The sequence below is a fragment of the Methylophilus luteus genome (assembly GCF_042676265.1).
Taxonomy (GTDB): Bacteria; Pseudomonadota; Gammaproteobacteria; order Burkholderiales; family Methylophilaceae; genus Methylophilus; species Methylophilus luteus.
Window position 1 is genome coordinate 52,943 of sequence record NZ_JBHTKB010000004.1, and the last position, 18,031, is coordinate 70,973.

Sequence of the window (18,031 nt, forward strand, 5' to 3'; positions counted from 1 at the left end):
ATCAGCACGCTGTTTGTTTGCTCAGCAAGCAAAACGCACTCACAGAAGCCACCCCGTTAGTGATGTTTCACCCTGGTGTTGCGTGCAAATCCAGGATTTTTAAAACAAAAAAGCCGAGGCAATCACCATGCCGTCGGCTTTTATTTCGTTATAAGTGAGTTGTAACTTTCGTCACTTTAACCAAATTATTTACGCAGGTTCAAACGCTCGATCAATGTCTGATAGCGGCTGACATCTTTGCCTTTCAGGTAATCCAGCAAGCTACGACGTTGGCTTACCAGCGCCAGCAGACCACGACGTGAGTGGTTGTCTTTTTTGTTGGATTTGAAATGCTCTGTCAGGTAAGTGATGCGGTTGGTCAATAAAGCAACCTGCACTTCTGGACTGGCAGTATCGTTAGGACTGCGTTGGAAATCTTTGATAATTTTTGCGGATTGTTCTGCGGTAACAGCCATCTTTAATCTTCCTAATTAGCGTCAATATCGTTGCAGCCAGACAACCTATTTGCCTTACCGCGTCGATAATCAATTTACTCGAACCCAGCATTATAGTGACAAAGCATAACCTTGCAAAGTTATTTGTGCAGTAAGTTTCTGTTTTTGCTAATTTTTTGCCTTTGGCCGCGCAAAACCGGCTAACTGAAATCTTTGAGTTAAGTGAAATCCTGAGTCAGATGAAATCCTGATAAAACCCGGTGTTGTCAGGCACGGCACCACGGATACCACAAATGGCCGCCGCAAATCTGGCTGCCTCCGCCAGCATGGCTTGCCTGGGTTTATCGGCCAGCAGGCCGCGAATGACGATGGCAGTGTAGGCATCGCCAGCGCCTACGCTATCGACGAATGCGGTTTTTAACGGCACAGGCGCCTCGCGGAAACTGTTGCCATGCGCATCCAGCCAGAAACTGCCTTGCTCACCACAGGTGACGAACATTTCGCGCAAATTGAATGCGGCCAGCAGCTGCCCAGCCTGCGCGTTCAGGTCAGACTCAGCCGGCAAGCCCATTAGTTTGCACACTTCAGGCAATTCTTCATGGTTGATCTTGAGGATGTGCGCCGCATTGAGGGCCAGCGTCAGGCTGTTTTTGTCATACCAGGGCGCGCGCAGGTTGATATCGCAAAACACGGTGGCGCTATGGCAAAGCTTTAACCATTGTTGTGCCACGGCTTGCATGGGCGCATGCCTGAGTGCAAGGGTGCCGAAATACACCAATTTGGGCGGATATTGCTCGGCCAATGCCTGCACCGGCGGCCAGTCCAGCGCATCATAGGCCTGGTCATCCAGGATCTCGAAGCGGTGCCCATGTTGCTCAAAATGCACCTTCACCTGCCCGGTGGGCAAGTCAGCGTGTTGCTGCACACATTTGGTAGGCAAGCCAGCCGCTTGCATTTCATTGAGGATACGCTGGCCCAGCGCATCTTTGCCGACTGCAGTTAACAGGTGTACGTCCAGGCCAAAAGCATGGCTATGCCGCGCAACGTTATACGGAGCGCCGCCGATAATGGTTTGCTCGGGGAAAACATCCCCCAGCACTTCGCCTAAAATCATGACTGAATTTGACATACGTTATATCCTATTTTTATTAAGTGCTTAGTGAGTAATGCTTGTGCTATTTCACTGCCGTAGACTGCGAGACAGGTTTGACCGCCATACACCGCTGTTGTTGCAGTTTGAGCATGCACAGCGCCCATATTCATCATACAGCCGCATCCACCCTGTGTTGCCGTTGCTGCTGGCAAAAGTATAGCCAGGCAAATAATGCCTTTAAAACAGGTTGCGCATGGTCGCTGTGAAATTTTTTATCTTTTGTGTGCATTCCCGAATATCTTTGCTATAATGCGCAACTTGCAATTCGGGGCTAACTCGAATTGTTGTTGGCCAGATAGCTCAGTCGGTAGAGCAGAGGATTGAAAATCCTCGTGTCGGCAGTTCGATTCTGCCTCTGGCCACCACTTCTTCCATGCCTTCCGGCATCTTATTCCTGGGTTTGTTGATGTCATTAAAACACTTAACACCGGATGAATTACACCCCTTATTGAATGACCCGTCCTTGTTGCTGATCGATATACGCAACGATCACGAGCTGGTCTCCGGCATATTGCCTGGCGCATTGCATGTGCCTTTGGGCCACCTTGCCAGTGCTTTCGACCAACTGCCACAAGATAAAAAACTGGTGTTTTACTGCCGCAGCGGCGTACGCTCTGTTTCAGCAGGCGAGTTCGCCCTCGCCCAAGGGGTGAAGGATGTCTCGCACTTGGCAGGCGGCATACTGGCCTGGGCAGGCGCTGGCTTGCCGATCACCGCTGCATAGCCAGCAGCCACCTTCCAGGATATTCATATGCTGAGTGATAAAGAAGTCGATGCCCGCAACCTGAATTGCCCCTTGCCTATCTTGCGCTGCAAAAAAGCCCTGAATGAGTTAGGCCCGGCCCAAGTGCTGAAGATCATGGCCACCGACCCGGGTTCAAAAAAAGACTTTGACGCGTTTTGCCGCCAAACCGGCCACAGCTTGCTTGAAATGCAGGAAACCGATGGCGTATTCACTTTCTGGATCAAAAAGCGCACCGCTTAACACCCAGTTTCAAATGAACACCCAGCAGCAAAAAAAAGCCCGCATCGCTGCGGGCTTTTTTATTGCTGCCAGCGATGATTACTTGGCGTTTTCCAGGCTACCCATGGCTTTAGGGAAGGTGACTACACCCCAGGGCATGTTTTTCACTTCAACCTGCTTGGTCACTTCGAGCTTATCAGCATCGATCACAAACACGGCATCAGACTTGCCGCAGGCCAACAGGATATCCTTGTTGTCCGGGGTAAAGCTGAAATGCCAGCAACGGTTGCCGGTAGGCACTTCCTTGATCTTTTCATAAGTCTTGGCATCAAACACTTGCAACAGTTTGGCTTTATTAGTGGCAACAAAGATACGCTCGCCTTTAGCGTCATAGGCGATACCATACGGCGTTTCTGCGGTATCTACCGTGCGCACCACATTGAACTCTTTATCCAGCACCAGGAATTTATTGCCGAATTCCAGGGTGGCCAGATAGGTGTTGCCGTCCGGCGAGACCTTGATACCGCGCGGGCGGTCGCCATGCGCATGTGTCTGCACGGTTTTGATCAGCTCGCCGGTTTCAATGTTGTGCACCGTCACGGTATTATCGGCTTCGTTGGTGATCACCAGTTGCGTGCCATCGGCGGAAAACTCAATACCTTCAGTTTCCGGCCCGCCAGTGATCTCGCGGACCTTCTCGCCTTTGCCTAAATCAACCACCGCGATCTTGGCCGGGATTTTTTCTTCATCATCGTCATCGTCGTCTTCCTCACCCGCTTTTGGTGGAGGCCCGCCTTTTGAGCTAGGCTCGGATGACACAAATGCATAATTGCCGCTCACGCGCACGAACTCTGGGTTTTTGCCGACATTGATCTGCTGCAGGACTTCGCCTGTGGCCGTGTCGATCACAGAGATACTTTCGTTGTCTTTAGTCGCGACTATCAGTTTTTTGCCGTCGTCGGTGACCGCCAGGCCGCGCGGGCCGGTTGCCTTAACATCAAAATGCCTGCTGACTTGCCAGGTGCTCAGATCTATGACCTCTACGCCTGCATCCTGTGTAGACACATAGGCCACAGCACCTGCCGGTGCACTGGCAGCAGGGGCAGCCGCTTCTGGCGCAGATTCGTCGGCTTTATTACAGGCAGCCACGCTGGCTACCAGCGCCAGCAATAGCAAACTGATGCGCGTACGACGCGCGAAAGGTGAATTCAACATGCAAACTATCTCCTGATTATTATTTAAAGTTTAATCACACCAGCAAAAATCATTCTCGCCCGGCAAACGGGCAGCGGACGCCACCCAAGACTGATTGCTATCAATACAGCATTAAAAGTGGCTGTTATAAACCACCATAATGGCTGTTATCAGCCACTCAATATCCCTTAACCCAGGAATAACTGATAGGCAGGGTTAGCGCTTTCATCCCAGTAAGGATAGCCCAATTGCTTGAGAAACTGCTCAAAAGCTGCTTTCTCTTCTGGCGGCACCTGCATACCCACCAGCACGCGGCCAAAATCTGCACCATGGTTACGGTAATGAAACAAACTGATGTTCCAGTTGTGACCCATAGATTCGAGAAAGTTCATCAAAGCGCCGGGTTTCTCCGGAAATTCAAAGCGGTAGACCACCTCATTCTGCGCTTGCGGCGCATGGCCGCCCACCAGGTGGCGCAAATGCAGTTTGGCCATTTCATTGCCGGTCAGGTCCAGGGCCTTTAAGCCGGCCGCATCCAGGGCACGCGTGATTTCGGCCGGCTCACTGGTGCTTTGCACCGAGACGCCAACAAAGATGTGTGCCTGGCTGGCATCGGCGTAGCGGTAATTGAATTCGGTGATATTACGGTTGCCCAGCAGGCGGCAAAAGGTTTTGAAAGCACCTGGCGTCTCCGGGATAGTCACCGCAAACACCGCTTCGCGGTGCTCGCCCAGTTCGGCACGTTCGGCAATAAAACGCAGGCGGTCAAAATTCATATTGGCACCAGAGGCGACTGCTACCAGATTTTTGCCCTGCAGCCCATGCTGCGCGGCATAGGCTTTCAAGCCGGCCACTGCCAGCGCGCCGGCCGGTTCCAGTATGCTGCGGGTGTCTTCAAACACATCTTTGATCGCGGCACAGATCTCATCGTTATCGACCACTATCATTTCATCGACATATTGCTGCACCAGTGCAAAAGTGTGCTCCCCCACCTGCTTGACTGCTGCGCCATCGGCAAACAGACCCACTTGTTCGAGCATGACGCGCTGGCCGCTTTTCAGCGACTCGGTCATGGCTTCGGCATCTTGCGCCTCCACCCCTATGACCCTGATCTCAGGGCGCAACGACTTGATGTAGGCAGCCACGCCAGCCAGCAGACCGCCGCCGCCCACACAACAGAAGATAGCCTCTATAGGCTCGGGATGGTCCTGCAAAACTTCCATGGCGATGGTGCCCTGGCCGGCGATCACGTCCGGGTCATCATAAGGATGGACAAAGGTCAGGCCTTCGGATTTTTCCACTTCCAGTGCATGGGCGTAGGCGTCGGAATAGCTGTCGCCAAACAACAGCACCTCGGCACCGCGCGCCCTGACCGCATTGATCTTGATCGCAGGCGTAGTTGTCGGCATCACGATCACGGCACGGCAACCCAGCTTTTGTGCACTGAGCGCCACCCCTTGTGCGTGGTTGCCGGCGCTGGCGCAGATCACGCCGCGCGCCAGTGCCTCTGCGGAGAGGTTGGCCATCTTGTTATAGGCGCCACGCAGTTTGAATGAGAATACCGACTGCATATCCTCGCGCTTGAGCAGGACCTGGTTACGCAGGCGCACGCTCAGGTTAGGCATCAGATCCAGCGGAGTGTGGCGGGCAACAGCATAGACTTGGGAGTGTTCGATTTTTTCGCGGTAGTCGGTGGTCATCAAGTGCTTTAAGATTTTAAAACCGCATGGTTGCAGTGTATGATAGGAAATTGTTTGTATTATAAAGAATTAATCAAGGATTTAAGCAGATGGCATTGGATAAAGCACAACAAGACGCACTCAAACTGGAAGTGGCAAAAGCAGCGATCACCTACGTAAAAGACGGCATCATAGGCGTGGGCACCGGCTCTACCGCCAACTTTTTTATTGATGAACTGGCCAAGGTCAAACACAAGATCGAAGGCGCAGTTGCCAGCTCAGAAGCCACCGCGCAACGTTTGCGCAACCACGGCATTGAAGTATTTGACTTGAACAGCGTAGACAGCCTGGATATTTATGTAGACGGTGCCGATGAGATCACCGAACACCTGCATATGCTCAAGGGCGGCGGCGGTGCATTGACGCGTGAAAAAATCGTGGCAGCGGTGGCCAAATCATTTATCTGTATCTGTGACGAAAGCAAGTATGTACCGGTGCTGGGTAAATTCCCTTTGCCGGTGGAAGTATTGTCTATGGCCCGCAGCCAGGTCGCACGTGAGCTGGTCAAACTTGGCGGCCAGCCTAAACTGCGTGATTTCACCACTGATAATGGCAACATTATTCTGGACGTGCACGGCCTGACCATCAGCGACCCTATAGAACTGGAAACCAAAATCAACCAGATCGTCGGTGTAGTGACCAACGGCTTGTTTGCGTCACGCCCAGCCAATGTGTTGCTGCTAGCTACACCAAACGGCGTTAAAACCCTGACCAAATAATTGAAAACTATCACGCTGACAACTATCATAAACTTGTCATATTGTACTGGTAACCTAGCGGGCACAATAATTAGGAAATTACGTCATGCAATTTGAACACACCTCAAAACAATATGATGTGGAACTGGAATCGGTACGCTCCAAAGTTCTGGAAATGGGCGGGCTGGTTGAACAGCAAATTGTAAACGCGCTGGAATCGCTTACGACTGCCGATGTCAACCTGGCCAAAGACGTAATGGCACGCGATGCGCGTGTGAACGCACTGGAAGTACAGGTGGATGAGGACTGTAGCCATATCATCGCCCGCCGCCAGCCTGCAGCACGTGACCTGCGCATGATCATGATGATGGTAAAAACCATTACCGACCTGGAACGTATAGGCGACGAAGCAACCAAGATTGCGCGCACTGCACAGCGTATCTATGAGCAGGACCGCATGTACAAACCCCGGTTTAACGAGATCAAATCCATGGTCGGCATCGTGCGTGAGATGCTGCGCACTTCGCTGGATTCATTTGCGCGCCTGGACGTGAGCCAGACAGTAGAAGTCGCCAAGCAGGATGAGCAGGTCGACGAGCAATTCCGCGCCGCCATGCGTCAGCTGATCACATTTATGCTCGAAGACCCACGCACCATCTCTATGTCACTGGAAGTGTTGTTTGTGGCAAAAGCAGTTGAGCGTATCGGTGACCACGCAAAAAATATTTCCGAATATGTGGTGTATATGGTCAAGGGTAAAGATATACGTCACACCAGCCTGGAAGACATCAAGCGCGAAACCATGTCTTAATCCAGCAAACAAAAAAGCACTCCCAGGAGTGCTTTTTTTTAACCCGGCGATTTAAGCACTGGGTGGGACATAACCAGTGGCGACATCCGCACCATCACCAAAGAAATACTTTTCCGTTTGCTCAGACAAATATTTCCTGGCACTGGCATCCGCCAGGCTGAGGCGGTTCTCATTGACCAGCATGGTTTGCTGCTTTAGCCAACCTGCCCATGCTTCCTTGGACACATGCAGATAAATCTTTTTACCCAGTTCGCCAGGATACGGAGGGAAATCCAGCCCGTCCAGCTCTTTGCCCAGTTTCACGCACTGCACCAATCTTGCCATGTTCATCCTCATTCCACTGCTAAAAGCGTTATCATAGCGCATGTTAAATTGTGATGTAGATTTTTAGAGACTATCCATGCAAAACAAACCCTCCCCCTCGCACGAAGAAAGCCCGTTCAAAGGCAAAACCGGCCTGCGCCGCCTGGTCAATGCTTTCGGTTACTCCATGGACGGCTTTAAGGCCGCCTACCAGCATGAAGATGCTTTCAGGCAGGAGGTATGGCTGTCGCTGGTGCTGATCCCGCTGGCGTTCTACCTGGAAGCCGAGGCCTTGCATCGCATCCTGATGGTAGGAAGCGTGCTGCTGGTCATGATAGTAGAATTACTGAACTCTGCGGTAGAGGCGGTTGTAGACCGTGTTTCTATAGAGCGGCACGCCCTGGCCAAACGCGCCAAGGATATTGGCAGTGCTGCAGTACTGCTGGCACTGATCAACCTGGGCGTTGTCTGGGGACTGATACTGCTAGCTTAGACTGAAGGATCTGGCAAATAAAAAAGGTTGGCGATCGCCAACCTTTGTTATTACATCATATAGCTTCAATCACTCGGCATGCTAGAAGTCAGCCCTGGCACCCACCAAGATGGACCGCGAACCCGCCGGAGAAATATCCTTGAGGAAAGAAGCATGCTCGCGGATCTCGTCATTAAGCAGGTTATTCGCTTTGGCAAACAACTCGACGTGATATTTCACTGGCAGTTTGTAAGCCAGCAGCGCGCTCAGGTTGGTATAGCCATCGGTTTTCAATTCATTTTCAGCTACGTCATTCTGTTTAAAAGCACGCAATACATCGACGCGTGCATTCCAGTTACCCAGGCGGTAATCCAGGCCACCGCCTAACCGTAGTGGCGAAATGCGCGGCAGGTACTCGTTGTTGCGCGTATCTTTGGCATGCACATAGTCACCACGCATCTTGAGTGTCCACTCGTCGTTCAGTGCAAACTTGCCTTCCAGCTCCAGCCCTTTAAACATGGCAGGCACCGCCTGGAATGCTGCTTCGGGCACAAAGGTGCCGGGTTCGGTCTCAATCACATTACCGGTATTGAAGAGCCCGATAAAATTCTGAAAGCGGGTGGCATAGGCACCAAGCGTGACACTGTGGCCGTTGGCTTTCCACTTCAACTGGGCATCGATACCGTTCGACACTTCTTTATTGAGGTTAACATTCCCCACCTCAAATTGCCCGGTTGCCACGTGTTCACCATTGGCATACAACTCAAAATAGCTAGGCGCACGCTCGTTATGTGACAGGTTAGCCGTCGCACTCCAGGCATCATCAATGGTATACAAGCCGCCCAGCGCAAAACTGTTAGGGTTGAAACGGTTGTTGAATGCCTGTGTGAACTTGTCATCTGCGGTCGAGTTGACCGAGGTTTCGCCCAGGCGTCCACCGAAGGTGATCTTATGCTTGTCTATCGGTAATTCTTCATACACATACAGCGCCTGGGTTTGCGTGACTACATTCGGCACAAAGGCTTCTTCACCCAGGGCCTGAAAACGCGTGTTCTGGAACTGGTAACCGACCACACCGTTGATACCCGCTACAGGCACATGCGTCGCCTCCAGACTGCCTTCCATACCGCGGTTTTTGAAAGTCGTGCCCACTTCACCGTCTTCCAGCTCCACGTGCTGGTAATCAGTATGCGCCATGCGTAATTTCAGTTTCTGGATGGGGCCGCGCAGCTCTCTCACTTCACCGGCCATTTCCCAGCGTTGCTGGTCCATATCGATACGCACATTGTCCTCAGCCACCACACCATAATTGTTATTCATATTGGCGTAGGAAATACCCAGATAACCGGTATCGAATGTCCATGCCGCGCCCAACGCTGCGCCATCGGCATTGGCGCTACTGTTACCCAGTTTGCCGTTATTGGTACGTGCCGTGCCATCCGCCAGCGCTTTGCGCTTGGAAACAGCATAGCCGGGGATATCGAGATTGCTGGTTTCACGGGTATAGACATCGGCATGGATCGCAAATGTGCCATTGCCTACATCCACAACAGCGGCGCCATTGCGTGTGCTGTCCGGCCCGCCAAAACGTGCTTCGGCACGCCCGGTGGCGCCATTTAAAGACTCTTTGGGAATACGGTGATCAATAGCGTTGACCACACCACCCACCGCGCTGCCGCCATAAAGTAAAGCCGCTGGCCCGCGCACGACATCGATCTGTTCTATGATCAGCGGGTCTATCGCCACCGCGTGGTCGAAGCTGAGCGAGCCGGCATCCAAAATACCGACGCCGTTCTGCATGATACGCACACGCTCGCCGTCCAGGCCGCGAATGATAGGGCGCGACGCATTGGGGCCAAACTGGGTGGCGGTGACACCGGGGATACCATTCAATGTTTCGCCCAGCGTGCCCTGGCGACGCAAACTCAGTTCACGCCCGCCCAGCACCGAGACTGGCACTACCATATCATCAGAGGCGACCCCTAATGGATTGCCGGTGACCGGCACATTGTCCAGGTCCAGGGTGTGGCTGTGTTCTTCAGCGTGCAGGGCGGTCGCCGGCAGCGCCAGGGCGGTTGTTAACGCCAGCCAGATGGGGTTCAGGGTTAATCGGGCCACACGTGCAGTGTGCTTAACTGTGTTCATCATGATTCTTTCTCAACGATTATCCGTTCACAGACAAGCGCTCAGGCCACTGCCGTTTGGCAGCAAGCTCTGCAAACTATGTCTGTAAACTAAGTCTGTAACAATGGTTCAATCGCGCAAGCGCGCTATAGGGATGTTAAAGTTGAGTCAGAACGGGCGGGGCACGTGCTGCGTAGACCCTGGCTGAGGACTGCGCAAACGTGGGGGTAGTCAACTTGTCATCAGGCTGGCTGCAGCTGACAAGCGGGCAGGTAAAAGCCGCTGTGGGCAAGGCACCTGCCATTAACGACAAGCTCAGGCACAGCGTACACACCTCACTGCCGGTATGTTTGGAATCGGGCTGTGACTGGCTGGCAAGATCGTTTAAGTGGCTGATTTCATGCGCAGCCATGCTGATCTGCGTGACCGCAAACAGCATGGACAACAGCACATAAATATAAAACCGCTTTAACATGTTGAATATATTAACATATCTCGCGCCACCTTATTTGCAATTTTGTTGCAAAAATATGACTAGGGTACTATCAGGGTCTGCAATATGGATTCAACAGCCTGGGCATTATTTGCCGGCACATAGCCACCTTCCAGCACCCAGACGCTTCTGCCTTGCGCGTACTGGTCAGCCAGTTTGATCACTTTGCGGGCAATTGCGGCGTAACCGGCATCTGAATAATTCAATCCGCCAAGCAAATCACCCTGATGCGTATCCAACCCCGCCGAGACCAGAATCAGCTCGGGCTGAAAGCCTTGCATGGCAGGGAGCAGTTGTTTATCAATGGCGGCCAGCAGCACAGACTCGTCACTGCCTGGCGGTATATCTATATTCATGGTGTAGCCTTTGCCATTGCCCAGCCCGGTCTCTTGCGGTCGGCCTGTCCTGGGGTAAAGCGGGTGCTGATGTGCGCTGAAGTAAAACACGCTGTCATCCTGCGCAAAAATATCCTGGGTGCCGTTGCCGTGATGCACGTCTATATCCACAATCAATATCTTTTTTACCGCATATTGTTTTTGCGCGTAGCGTGCTGCGACCGCCACATGATTGTAAATACAAAAACCCATGCCGCGATCTGCAGTGGCGTGATGCCCGGGTGGCCTGACCAGCGCAAACGCACTTTTGCTCTGCTGTTGCATGACAGCGTCTACACCAGCCATGGCGGCACCGGTTGCCAGCCTGGCTACTGCTAGCGAATCTTTTGAAATCACGGTGTCGCCGGTACTCAAAGTCAGATACGGCCTGCTGGTTGTCAGCTGTTGCTGCTCGCTTTCTAACAGATCAAGATAACTGGCTTGATGCACCGCTAGCAAATCTTGCCGCTTGGCTGCAGAAAATGTAGGCCACCGCAGATTGGCATTAAGGTTTTTCTGCTGTTTGAGGTGCTGGATCAAATAGGCAAGCCGGTCGGGAGTATCCGGATGACCGGTACCGGTGTCATGTTGCAAAAAGCGATCGCTGTAGAGGATAGTGACCGGTGCAGCCTGCGCTGCTAGCGGCAAGATAGAGAGCAAAAAGAAACTTAGAAAATAACTGCTTAAGCAGAAATGCATGTCACCCTCCTCAACTATTGCTTTGCAGAATGGGCTTTGCCGGACTTGGTTTTGCCAGAATGCTTGCAGCAAGCGAGCAAAGCTTTGCAGAAACGCTACAGGTTGACGACGCGCTTGGGCGCGATGCGCCCATTCGCCAGCTGCACACCCAGCCCTAGAAACAAGCCTGCCTCGCTGTAGACTCTCAAATCGCCTTTGGGTATCAACCCAGGCAACCATACCGGATTTCCCTGCTTGAAATAATACGCAGCATCGGTAGATAGCTCTAGTTTAGGCAGGGCGGTAATAGCAGTGTCCACTGGCAGCAACAATGCATCCCGTGCTTCCAGGGTCATGGCTTCTAAGCCCTCCAGCGTCACAGTGTGCGCAATCTGGTAAGTAGCGGTCGCAGTCCGGCGCAAGTCTGTCAGGTGGGCACCGACCTTGAGCGCGTGGCCTATATCTTCGGCCAGCGTGCGGATATAGGTGCCTTTACTGCAAGTGACGGTGATGCGGGCAATATTATCCTGGCACTCCAGCAATTCCAGCGCATAGATAGTCACCTGGCGTGGTTTGCGCTCCAGCTCTATGCCTTCCCTGGCATAAGCATACAAGGGTTTGCCATCTACCTTGAGCGCAGAATACATGGGGGGGACCTGGGTGATCACACCGGTCAAGGCAGGCAGTACTGCCCTGATCTCCTCTGGCTGCACATTGCAGGCGACCTGCTGCAGAATATCGCCTTCTTTATCGCCGGTGGTGGTGGTGACGCCGAATTTGACGGTGGCGATATAGGTCTTGTTTTCGTCGGTCAGGTGTTGCGCAAACTTGGTCGCTTCACCCAGGCAAATAGGCAATACGCCTGTCGCCAATGGGTCCAGGGTGCCGGTATGGCCAGCTTTTTGTGCCTGGTACAGCCATTTGACTTTTTGCAATGCCTGGTTGGACGAGTAGCCATGTGGCTTATCAAGCAGTAACACGCCGTGAACGGCGCGTTTGATGCGTTTGCTTTGCATAGAAAGTTATTCTTGGGCTGGGGTATCGGGTGCAGCCGGTTCAGGCACTGCTGGTTCGGAGACCGCCTGATTGATCAGCTTATCCATGTGCATGCCGCGGTCTATGGATTCATCATAGACAAAATGCAGTTGCGGCATGGTACGCAACATCATGCGCTTGCCCAGTTGCGAGCGTAAGAAACCGGCGGCTTTTTCCAGGCCTTCCTGCAGGCCTTTGGTGTTTTTAGCTGCGGTGTAAAACACTTTGGCATGTGCCATGTCGCCAGCCACCTCAACATCGGTCAGGGTGACCATTTGCACACGCGGGTCTTTCACCTCAAACATGAGCAGATCAGCCAGTTCGCGGCGTATCTGCTCAGAAACACGGTCGTTACGTGAGAATGCTTTAGCCATTAGAGCGTACGTGCCACTTCAACGACTTCGTAGATCTCCAGCGTATCGCCGACTTCGATCTCGTTGTAGTTCTTGAGTGACAGACCACATTCCAGGTTGTTTTTCACTTCCTTGACGTCGTCTTTAAAGCGCTTCAGCGAATCCAGCTCACCGGTGTGTATGATCACATTGTTACGCAACAGGCGTACTTTGGCATTACGTTTGACCACGCCGTCCTGTACATAACAACCAGCGACAGAGCCCACTTTAGAGATGCGGTACACTTCGCGGATCTCTACCGTACCTATCATCTGCTCTTTCTGCTCTGGTGCCAGCATGCCGCCCAGTGCCGCTTTGATCTCGTCTACTGCTTCATAAATAATATTGTAGTAGCGCAGATCCACACCCATGGTTTCAACCAGCTTGCGTGCGCCAGTATCGGCACGCACGTTAAAGCCTATCAATACCGCTTTAGACGCAGCTGCCAGGTTGACATCAGATTCACTGATGGCACCCACAGCGGTGTGGATGATGTTGACGCGCACTTCGCTGGTAGACAGTTTTTGCAGGCTGGTGGTCAGCGCTTCGAAAGAACCCTGTACATCTGACTTTATGATCAGGTTCAGTGTTTGCACCGCGCCTTCAGCCATTTGTTCAAAGATGTTTTCCAGCTTGGCCGCATGCTGTTTCGCCAGTTTCACATCGCGGAACTTGCCTTGACGGAACAAGGCGATCTCACGTGCCTTGCGCTCATCATTCAGCACTATGGTTTCTTCACCGGCACTTGGCACGTCAGACAGACCTAGCACCTCTACCGGGATAGAAGGGCCGGCTTCTTTAATGTCGCGGCCGTTCTCATCCAGCATGGCGCGTACACGGCCATAAGCAGTACCGGCCAGCAGCATATCGCCGCGGCGCAAGATACCGGACTGCACCAGTACGGTAGTGACCGGACCACGGCCTTTATCCAGGCGGCCTTCAATCACCAGGCCAGTGGCAGGTGTGTTTTGCGGTGCTTGCAGCTCCAGAACTTCAGCCTGTAACAGCACTGCTTCCAGCAACTCATCGATGCCTTTACCTGTTTTAGCGGATACTTCGCGGAACATGGCTTCACCACCATATTCTTCCGGCACCACTTCATGCGTGATCAGTTCACTCTTCACACGCTCAGGCTGCGCTTCTGGTTTGTCTATCTTGTTGATCGCCACCACGATAGGCACGTTACCGGCTTTCGCATGGTGTATCGCTTCTATGGTTTGCGGCATGACGCCGTCATCGGCAGAAACCACCAGGATCACGATATCGGTGGCCTTGGCACCGCGGGCACGCATGGCAGTAAATGCCTCGTGGCCCGGAGTATCCAGGAAAGTCACCATGCCACGCGGTGTTTCCACATGGTAGGCACCAATGTGCTGGGTAATGCCACCCGCTTCGCCAGAGGCGACACGGCTACGGCGGATATAATCCAGCAATGAGGTTTTACCGTGGTCGACGTGACCCATGACGGTGACGACAGGCGGACGTGCTTGCAGCACGGCTTCTGTCATATCGGTTTCTTCAAGGAAGCTCTCGGGATCGTTGGCAGCAGCGGCCTGGGCTTTATGGCCCATTTCTTCCACCAGGATGATCGCGGTATCCTGATCCAGCACCTGGTTGATGGTGACCATCATGCCCATTTTCATCAAAGCCTTGATCACTTCAGCCGCTTTGACTGACATTTTGTGTGCCAGGTCAGCCACTGAAATGGTTTCAGGGATCATCACTTCTTTGATCACAGGCTCAGTTGGCGCATTGAATGCGTGCTGATCATCTTTGTTAGATTTGTGATGCTTGCCTTTGGGTGTACGCCAGCCTTGCGAGGTGCCACCAGCTGCATCACCGCGGGTTTTAATACCGCGTTTCTTGTTTTCGTTATCGTTCCAGTCGCGGTTACCGGGCTTGCTCTTTTTATCTTTGCTATCTGCCGGTTTGTCAGCGACTTTGTTCGCTGGCTTGTGCAGGGTGCCTTCAGATAATTTGGTAGGTGCCGGCTTGTTCTTGGCGGCTTCGGCGTCGGCTTGACGCTTGGCTTCTTCTTCTGCACGACGCAGTGTCAATGCCTGTTTACGCTGCACATCTTCTGCCTGCAGCGCCAGCAGTTTGGCATGCCGCGCCGCTTCGTTTTCACGCAAAGCGATCTCTTGCACAGACAATACCGCGCCTTTGGCTTTGGCGACAGAGGCCGCCACTGGTGCTTCGGCTTCTGGTGCAGGCTCGGCAACTTCCGCCTCAGGCTCTGCCACCGGCTCCGGCTCGGCTTCTGCCACTTCGATCACCGGTGCTTCGATTTCTGGCTGTACTTCAGCGACTGTAGGTTCTTCCAGCTCCTCAGGCAGCGCAGTCGCGGTTTCTTCAACCGCTGCCGCGTCCAGCGGAGACTCATAAGCACCATCTTCAGGGCGCTCTAACACACGTTTTTTGCGCACTTCGACCTGAATCGTGCGTGCTTTGCCTGAACTATCCGTTTTTTTGATTTCGGTGTTCTGCTTGCGCATCAGGGTGATTTTGTTTTTTGGGGCATTGGCAGCGCCATGCTCTTTACGCAAGTAATCCAGCAGTGCAGCCTTGTCACCTTCTTCCAAAAAATCATCCACAGACGTTTTATTCACGCCTGCGCCTTTCAGTTGCTCGATGAGCAGGGTCGTTGGAAGACCCAGCTCTGCGGCAAATTGTGCGACGGTTGAAAGTGCCATGTACTGCTCCAGTTCAATTACTTTATATTCTAATTTAAGGTGTACGCATGATTCTTGCCTGGCGGTTAGAGCCGCTGATTACTTAAACTCAGGTTATTAAAACCCAGACTATTTAAATCCGATTGCTTGAGCCGTGCTTATTTAAACCACGGAGCACGTGCAGTCATAATCAATGCTTTTGCACGCTCGTCATCTATACCAGTCAACTCAACCAGCTCATCCACAGCCAGTTCGGCCAGATCTTCACTTGAATGAATGTTATTCGCCGACAGTTTATGTGCCGTGTCTGCATCCATGCCTTCAAGCGTCATCAAGTCATGCGTGTCTTCTTCAACTTTCTCTTCCTTGGCGATCGCCTCGGTCAGCAAAGCCGCACGTGCCCGTGAACGTAATTCATTCACAGTGTCTTCATCAAAGGCATCGATCTCAGCCATTTCTGCGATAGGCACATACGCGATCTCTTCCAGTGTGCTAAAGCCTTCTTGCACCAGAATGTCAGCGACTTCTTCATCCACATCCAGTTTTTCAATAAACAACTGGCTGATTTTTGCGTATTCGTCCTGGTTCTTTTGCGCAGCCGCTTCTTCTGTCAGGATATTCAGACTCCAGCCAGTCAGCTCTGAAGCCAGGCGCACGTTTTGACCATTACGGCCTATCGCCACTGCCAATTGCTCCTCACTCACCACCACGTCCATGCTGTGTGCATCTTCATCCACAACAATAGAGCTCACTTCGGCCGGGGCCAGTGCATTGATCACAAACTGGGCCGGGTCCATGCTCCACAGCACGATATCGACACGTTCGCCACCCAACTCTGAAGTGACCGCCTGTACGCGTGAACCACGCATACCGACACACGTCCCTACAGGGTCTAGGCGCTGGTCATTGGTTTTGACTGCGATCTTGGAGCGCAAGCCCGGGTCACGTGCTGCAGAACGGATCTCCAGCAGACCTTCTTCGATCTCCGGCACTTCCAGCTCGAACAGGCGCTTGAGGAAATCAGGCGCAATGCGCGACAAGATCAGTTGCGGGCCACGGCCACCACGGTCAACGCGTGACAGATAAGCTCGTACGCGGTCACCGACGCGCAGGTTTTCTTTTTGTATCATGGCTTCACGTGGCAACAGGCACTCAATGCGGCCAACTTCGATGATCGCATTGCCTTTTTCCATACGCTTGATCACGCCAGTGACCAGACTTTCGCCACGACCCAGAAAGTCCTGGATCATTTGCTCACGCTCAGCTTCACGTACTTTTTGCAGAATGACCTGTTTAGCTGCCTGTGCGCCGATACGGCCAAAAGAGATAGACTCTAATGGCTCCTCGTAATAATCACCGATCTGGCGGCCTTCAGCACGTGCATCTTCTTCATCAAACTGGTAGGTAGAGCTTTCCAGCAGGTCGTACTCAACATATTGCCAGCGTCTAAAAGTACTGTAGTCGCCACTTTCGCGGTCTATCTCAACACGAATGTCGGCACCTTCTTCATGGTTCTTTTTAGTTGCCGAAGCTAATGCCAGCTCCAATGCCGTAAAAATGACTTCTTTACTGACATTTTTTTCATGTGCCAGAGCATCCACCAACAACAATATTTCACGACTCATCGCAATCTCCAACGCACCGTACGAATTAACTAAACAAATTAATCAAAAACCGGGCTCAAGCGAGCCTTGTCTATGTTATCCAGCGATAAACTGTAATTCCAGCCATCGCACTCAATCTTTACCTTACCTTCTTCAACGCCTTGCAGAATCCCTAAAAAGGTCTTTCTTGGCAGCGTGGTAGGCGTGGCTTTAGGGCCATCATCCTTGATCCCGACCCGCAACTTGATCTGCACGCGCTCGCCGGCAAAGCGAATAAAATCATTCTCTTTGCGCAGCACCCGGTCCAGGCCTGCGGATGAAACCTCGAGCCGGTCGTAATCGATATCCAGCTCAACAGTCAACACGTTGCCCAGCTGATTACTGACCAGCACGCAGTCATCAATATTGACGCTGTCTTTAATATCTTTAGGCGCCAGCTTGTCGATAAACACGCGCAGCAACTTACCGCGGTTGGCTGTTTCAAAATCAACCAACTCATACCCCAACTGGGTAACTGTCTTTTCAACAACCGAATGCAAATCTTGCATGGCGACCCTTATTCCTAAAACATAGCGACCAGAAACGAAAAATGGGCGTAAAGCCCATCAATCCAGACCATTATACCAAAAAACCTATTAAATTTAAAGCCATAACTTGACGCCAGCGCCTATTAGCTGCCAGGTATTTTCCGCATAAAAAAAGCCATCAGCCTGAATAGCCCACATGGGTCAATGACAGCTTGGCGTGGATTTCTTATCATGCTGGCAAACGAGGGAGAAGACTCACATAACAGCCGTAACAAGCAGGCTAGACCTGTAGCAGCGGCGTGATCGACCATTACCAGAACAGCAAATAGCAAGCAGCAGTACAGCAACACAGATTTCATGGCAG

19 protein-coding genes and 1 tRNA gene are annotated in these 18,031 nt (G+C 52.4%); 6 read left to right on the top strand and 14 right to left on the bottom strand.

Annotated features, from left to right (window positions below; all coding sequences use genetic code 11):
- Positions 1-185 precede the first annotated feature (185 nt).
- Positions 186-455 (bottom strand): 30S ribosomal protein S15, encoded by a 270-nt coding sequence (gene rpsO / locus ACFQ1Z_RS14455; protein WP_379034001.1) that lies wholly within the window; start codon positions 453-455, stop codon positions 186-188.
- Positions 456-669: 214 nt separating this feature from the next.
- The gene (locus ACFQ1Z_RS14460; protein WP_379059030.1) at positions 670-1,563 is read right to left on the bottom strand and encodes a PfkB family carbohydrate kinase; all 894 of its coding nucleotides are present in this window, start codon (positions 1,561-1,563) and stop codon (positions 670-672) included.
- A gap of 313 nt (positions 1,564-1,876) precedes the next feature.
- Between ACFQ1Z_RS14460 and ACFQ1Z_RS14465 the strand changes: the two genes are divergently transcribed.
- The 3 genes from ACFQ1Z_RS14465 (at position 1,877) to ACFQ1Z_RS14475 (ending at position 2,572) form a co-directional block, all read left to right on the top strand.
- Positions 1,877-1,952 (top strand) — tRNA-Phe (locus tag ACFQ1Z_RS14465).
- 41 nt (positions 1,953-1,993) lie between these two features.
- Entirely contained in the window at positions 1,994-2,311 is a 318-nt protein-coding gene (locus ACFQ1Z_RS14470) for a rhodanese-like domain-containing protein (RefSeq protein ID WP_379059032.1), read from the top strand.
- A 27-nt stretch (positions 2,312-2,338) separates the two neighbouring features.
- Entirely contained in the window at positions 2,339-2,572 is a 234-nt protein-coding gene (locus tag ACFQ1Z_RS14475; RefSeq protein ID WP_379059035.1) for a sulfurtransferase TusA family protein, read from the top strand.
- A 78-nt stretch (positions 2,573-2,650) separates the two neighbouring features.
- Here the strand turns inward: ACFQ1Z_RS14475 and ACFQ1Z_RS14480 are convergent, their stop codons facing one another.
- On the bottom strand, positions 2,651-3,766 hold the full coding sequence (locus ACFQ1Z_RS14480) for a YVTN family beta-propeller repeat protein (protein ID WP_379059038.1): 1,116 nt from the start codon (positions 3,764-3,766) through the stop codon (positions 2,651-2,653).
- Positions 3,767-3,933: 167 nt separating this feature from the next.
- On the bottom strand, positions 3,934-5,445 hold the full coding sequence (gene ilvA / locus ACFQ1Z_RS14485) for a threonine ammonia-lyase, biosynthetic (protein WP_379059040.1): 1,512 nt from the start codon (positions 5,443-5,445) through the stop codon (positions 3,934-3,936).
- An 89-nt stretch (positions 5,446-5,534) separates the two neighbouring features.
- Here ilvA and rpiA point away from each other — a divergent pair, with 89 nt between their 5' ends.
- Positions 5,535-6,203 (top strand): ribose-5-phosphate isomerase RpiA, encoded by a 669-nt coding sequence (gene rpiA, locus ACFQ1Z_RS14490; RefSeq protein WP_379059043.1) that lies wholly within the window; start codon positions 5,535-5,537, stop codon positions 6,201-6,203.
- Between the two features lie 85 nt (positions 6,204-6,288).
- Positions 6,289-6,993: a phosphate signaling complex protein PhoU gene (gene phoU, locus ACFQ1Z_RS14495; RefSeq protein ID WP_379059046.1), complete on the top strand. Its 705-nt coding sequence runs from the start codon at positions 6,289-6,291 to the stop codon at positions 6,991-6,993.
- A gap of 51 nt (positions 6,994-7,044) precedes the next feature.
- On the opposite strand, the gene ACFQ1Z_RS14500 is transcribed toward phoU, so the two are convergent.
- A complete protein-coding gene (locus tag ACFQ1Z_RS14500; RefSeq protein ID WP_379033986.1) occupies positions 7,045-7,317 on the bottom strand; it encodes an oxidative damage protection protein in 273 nt (90 codons plus the stop codon).
- A gap of 76 nt (positions 7,318-7,393) precedes the next feature.
- Between ACFQ1Z_RS14500 and ACFQ1Z_RS14505 the strand changes: the two genes are divergently transcribed.
- On the top strand, positions 7,394-7,789 hold the full coding sequence (locus ACFQ1Z_RS14505; RefSeq protein ID WP_379059049.1) for a diacylglycerol kinase: 396 nt from the start codon (positions 7,394-7,396) through the stop codon (positions 7,787-7,789).
- An 81-nt stretch (positions 7,790-7,870) separates the two neighbouring features.
- On the opposite strand, the gene ACFQ1Z_RS14510 is transcribed toward ACFQ1Z_RS14505, so the two are convergent.
- From ACFQ1Z_RS14510 to ACFQ1Z_RS14550, 9 genes are all read right to left on the bottom strand, one after another.
- Positions 7,871-9,913, bottom strand: a complete 2,043-nt coding sequence (locus tag ACFQ1Z_RS14510; RefSeq protein WP_379059081.1) for a TonB-dependent receptor — start codon at positions 9,911-9,913, stop codon at positions 7,871-7,873.
- A gap of 136 nt (positions 9,914-10,049) precedes the next feature.
- Positions 10,050-10,367 (bottom strand): hypothetical protein, encoded by a 318-nt coding sequence (locus ACFQ1Z_RS14515; RefSeq protein WP_379059052.1) that lies wholly within the window; start codon positions 10,365-10,367, stop codon positions 10,050-10,052.
- A 59-nt stretch (positions 10,368-10,426) separates the two neighbouring features.
- Positions 10,427-11,458 carry a histone deacetylase family protein gene (locus ACFQ1Z_RS14520; RefSeq protein WP_379059055.1) on the bottom strand — a complete coding sequence of 344 codons (1,032 nt, stop codon included), beginning with the start codon at positions 11,456-11,458 and terminating at the stop codon, positions 10,427-10,429.
- 95 nt (positions 11,459-11,553) lie between these two features.
- Positions 11,554-12,453, bottom strand: a complete 900-nt coding sequence (truB, locus tag ACFQ1Z_RS14525) for a tRNA pseudouridine(55) synthase TruB (protein WP_379059057.1) — start codon at positions 12,451-12,453, stop codon at positions 11,554-11,556.
- 6 nt (positions 12,454-12,459) lie between these two features.
- On the bottom strand, positions 12,460-12,846 hold the full coding sequence (gene rbfA, locus ACFQ1Z_RS14530; RefSeq protein WP_379059060.1) for a 30S ribosome-binding factor RbfA: 387 nt from the start codon (positions 12,844-12,846) through the stop codon (positions 12,460-12,462).
- Positions 12,846-15,557, bottom strand: a complete 2,712-nt coding sequence (gene infB / locus ACFQ1Z_RS14535) for a translation initiation factor IF-2 (RefSeq protein ID WP_379059062.1) — start codon at positions 15,555-15,557, stop codon at positions 12,846-12,848. The genes rbfA and infB overlap by 1 nt, the downstream gene beginning before the upstream one ends.
- A gap of 137 nt (positions 15,558-15,694) precedes the next feature.
- Positions 15,695-17,161, bottom strand: a complete 1,467-nt coding sequence (nusA, locus tag ACFQ1Z_RS14540) for a transcription termination factor NusA (RefSeq protein ID WP_379059065.1) — start codon at positions 17,159-17,161, stop codon at positions 15,695-15,697.
- A gap of 38 nt (positions 17,162-17,199) precedes the next feature.
- Positions 17,200-17,688 (bottom strand): ribosome maturation factor RimP, encoded by a 489-nt coding sequence (gene rimP, locus ACFQ1Z_RS14545; RefSeq protein ID WP_379059068.1) that lies wholly within the window; start codon positions 17,686-17,688, stop codon positions 17,200-17,202.
- 122 nt (positions 17,689-17,810) lie between these two features.
- Positions 17,811-18,031 (bottom strand): hypothetical protein (locus tag ACFQ1Z_RS14550; protein ID WP_379059070.1); only part of this gene is annotated, 221 nt, incomplete at its 5' end.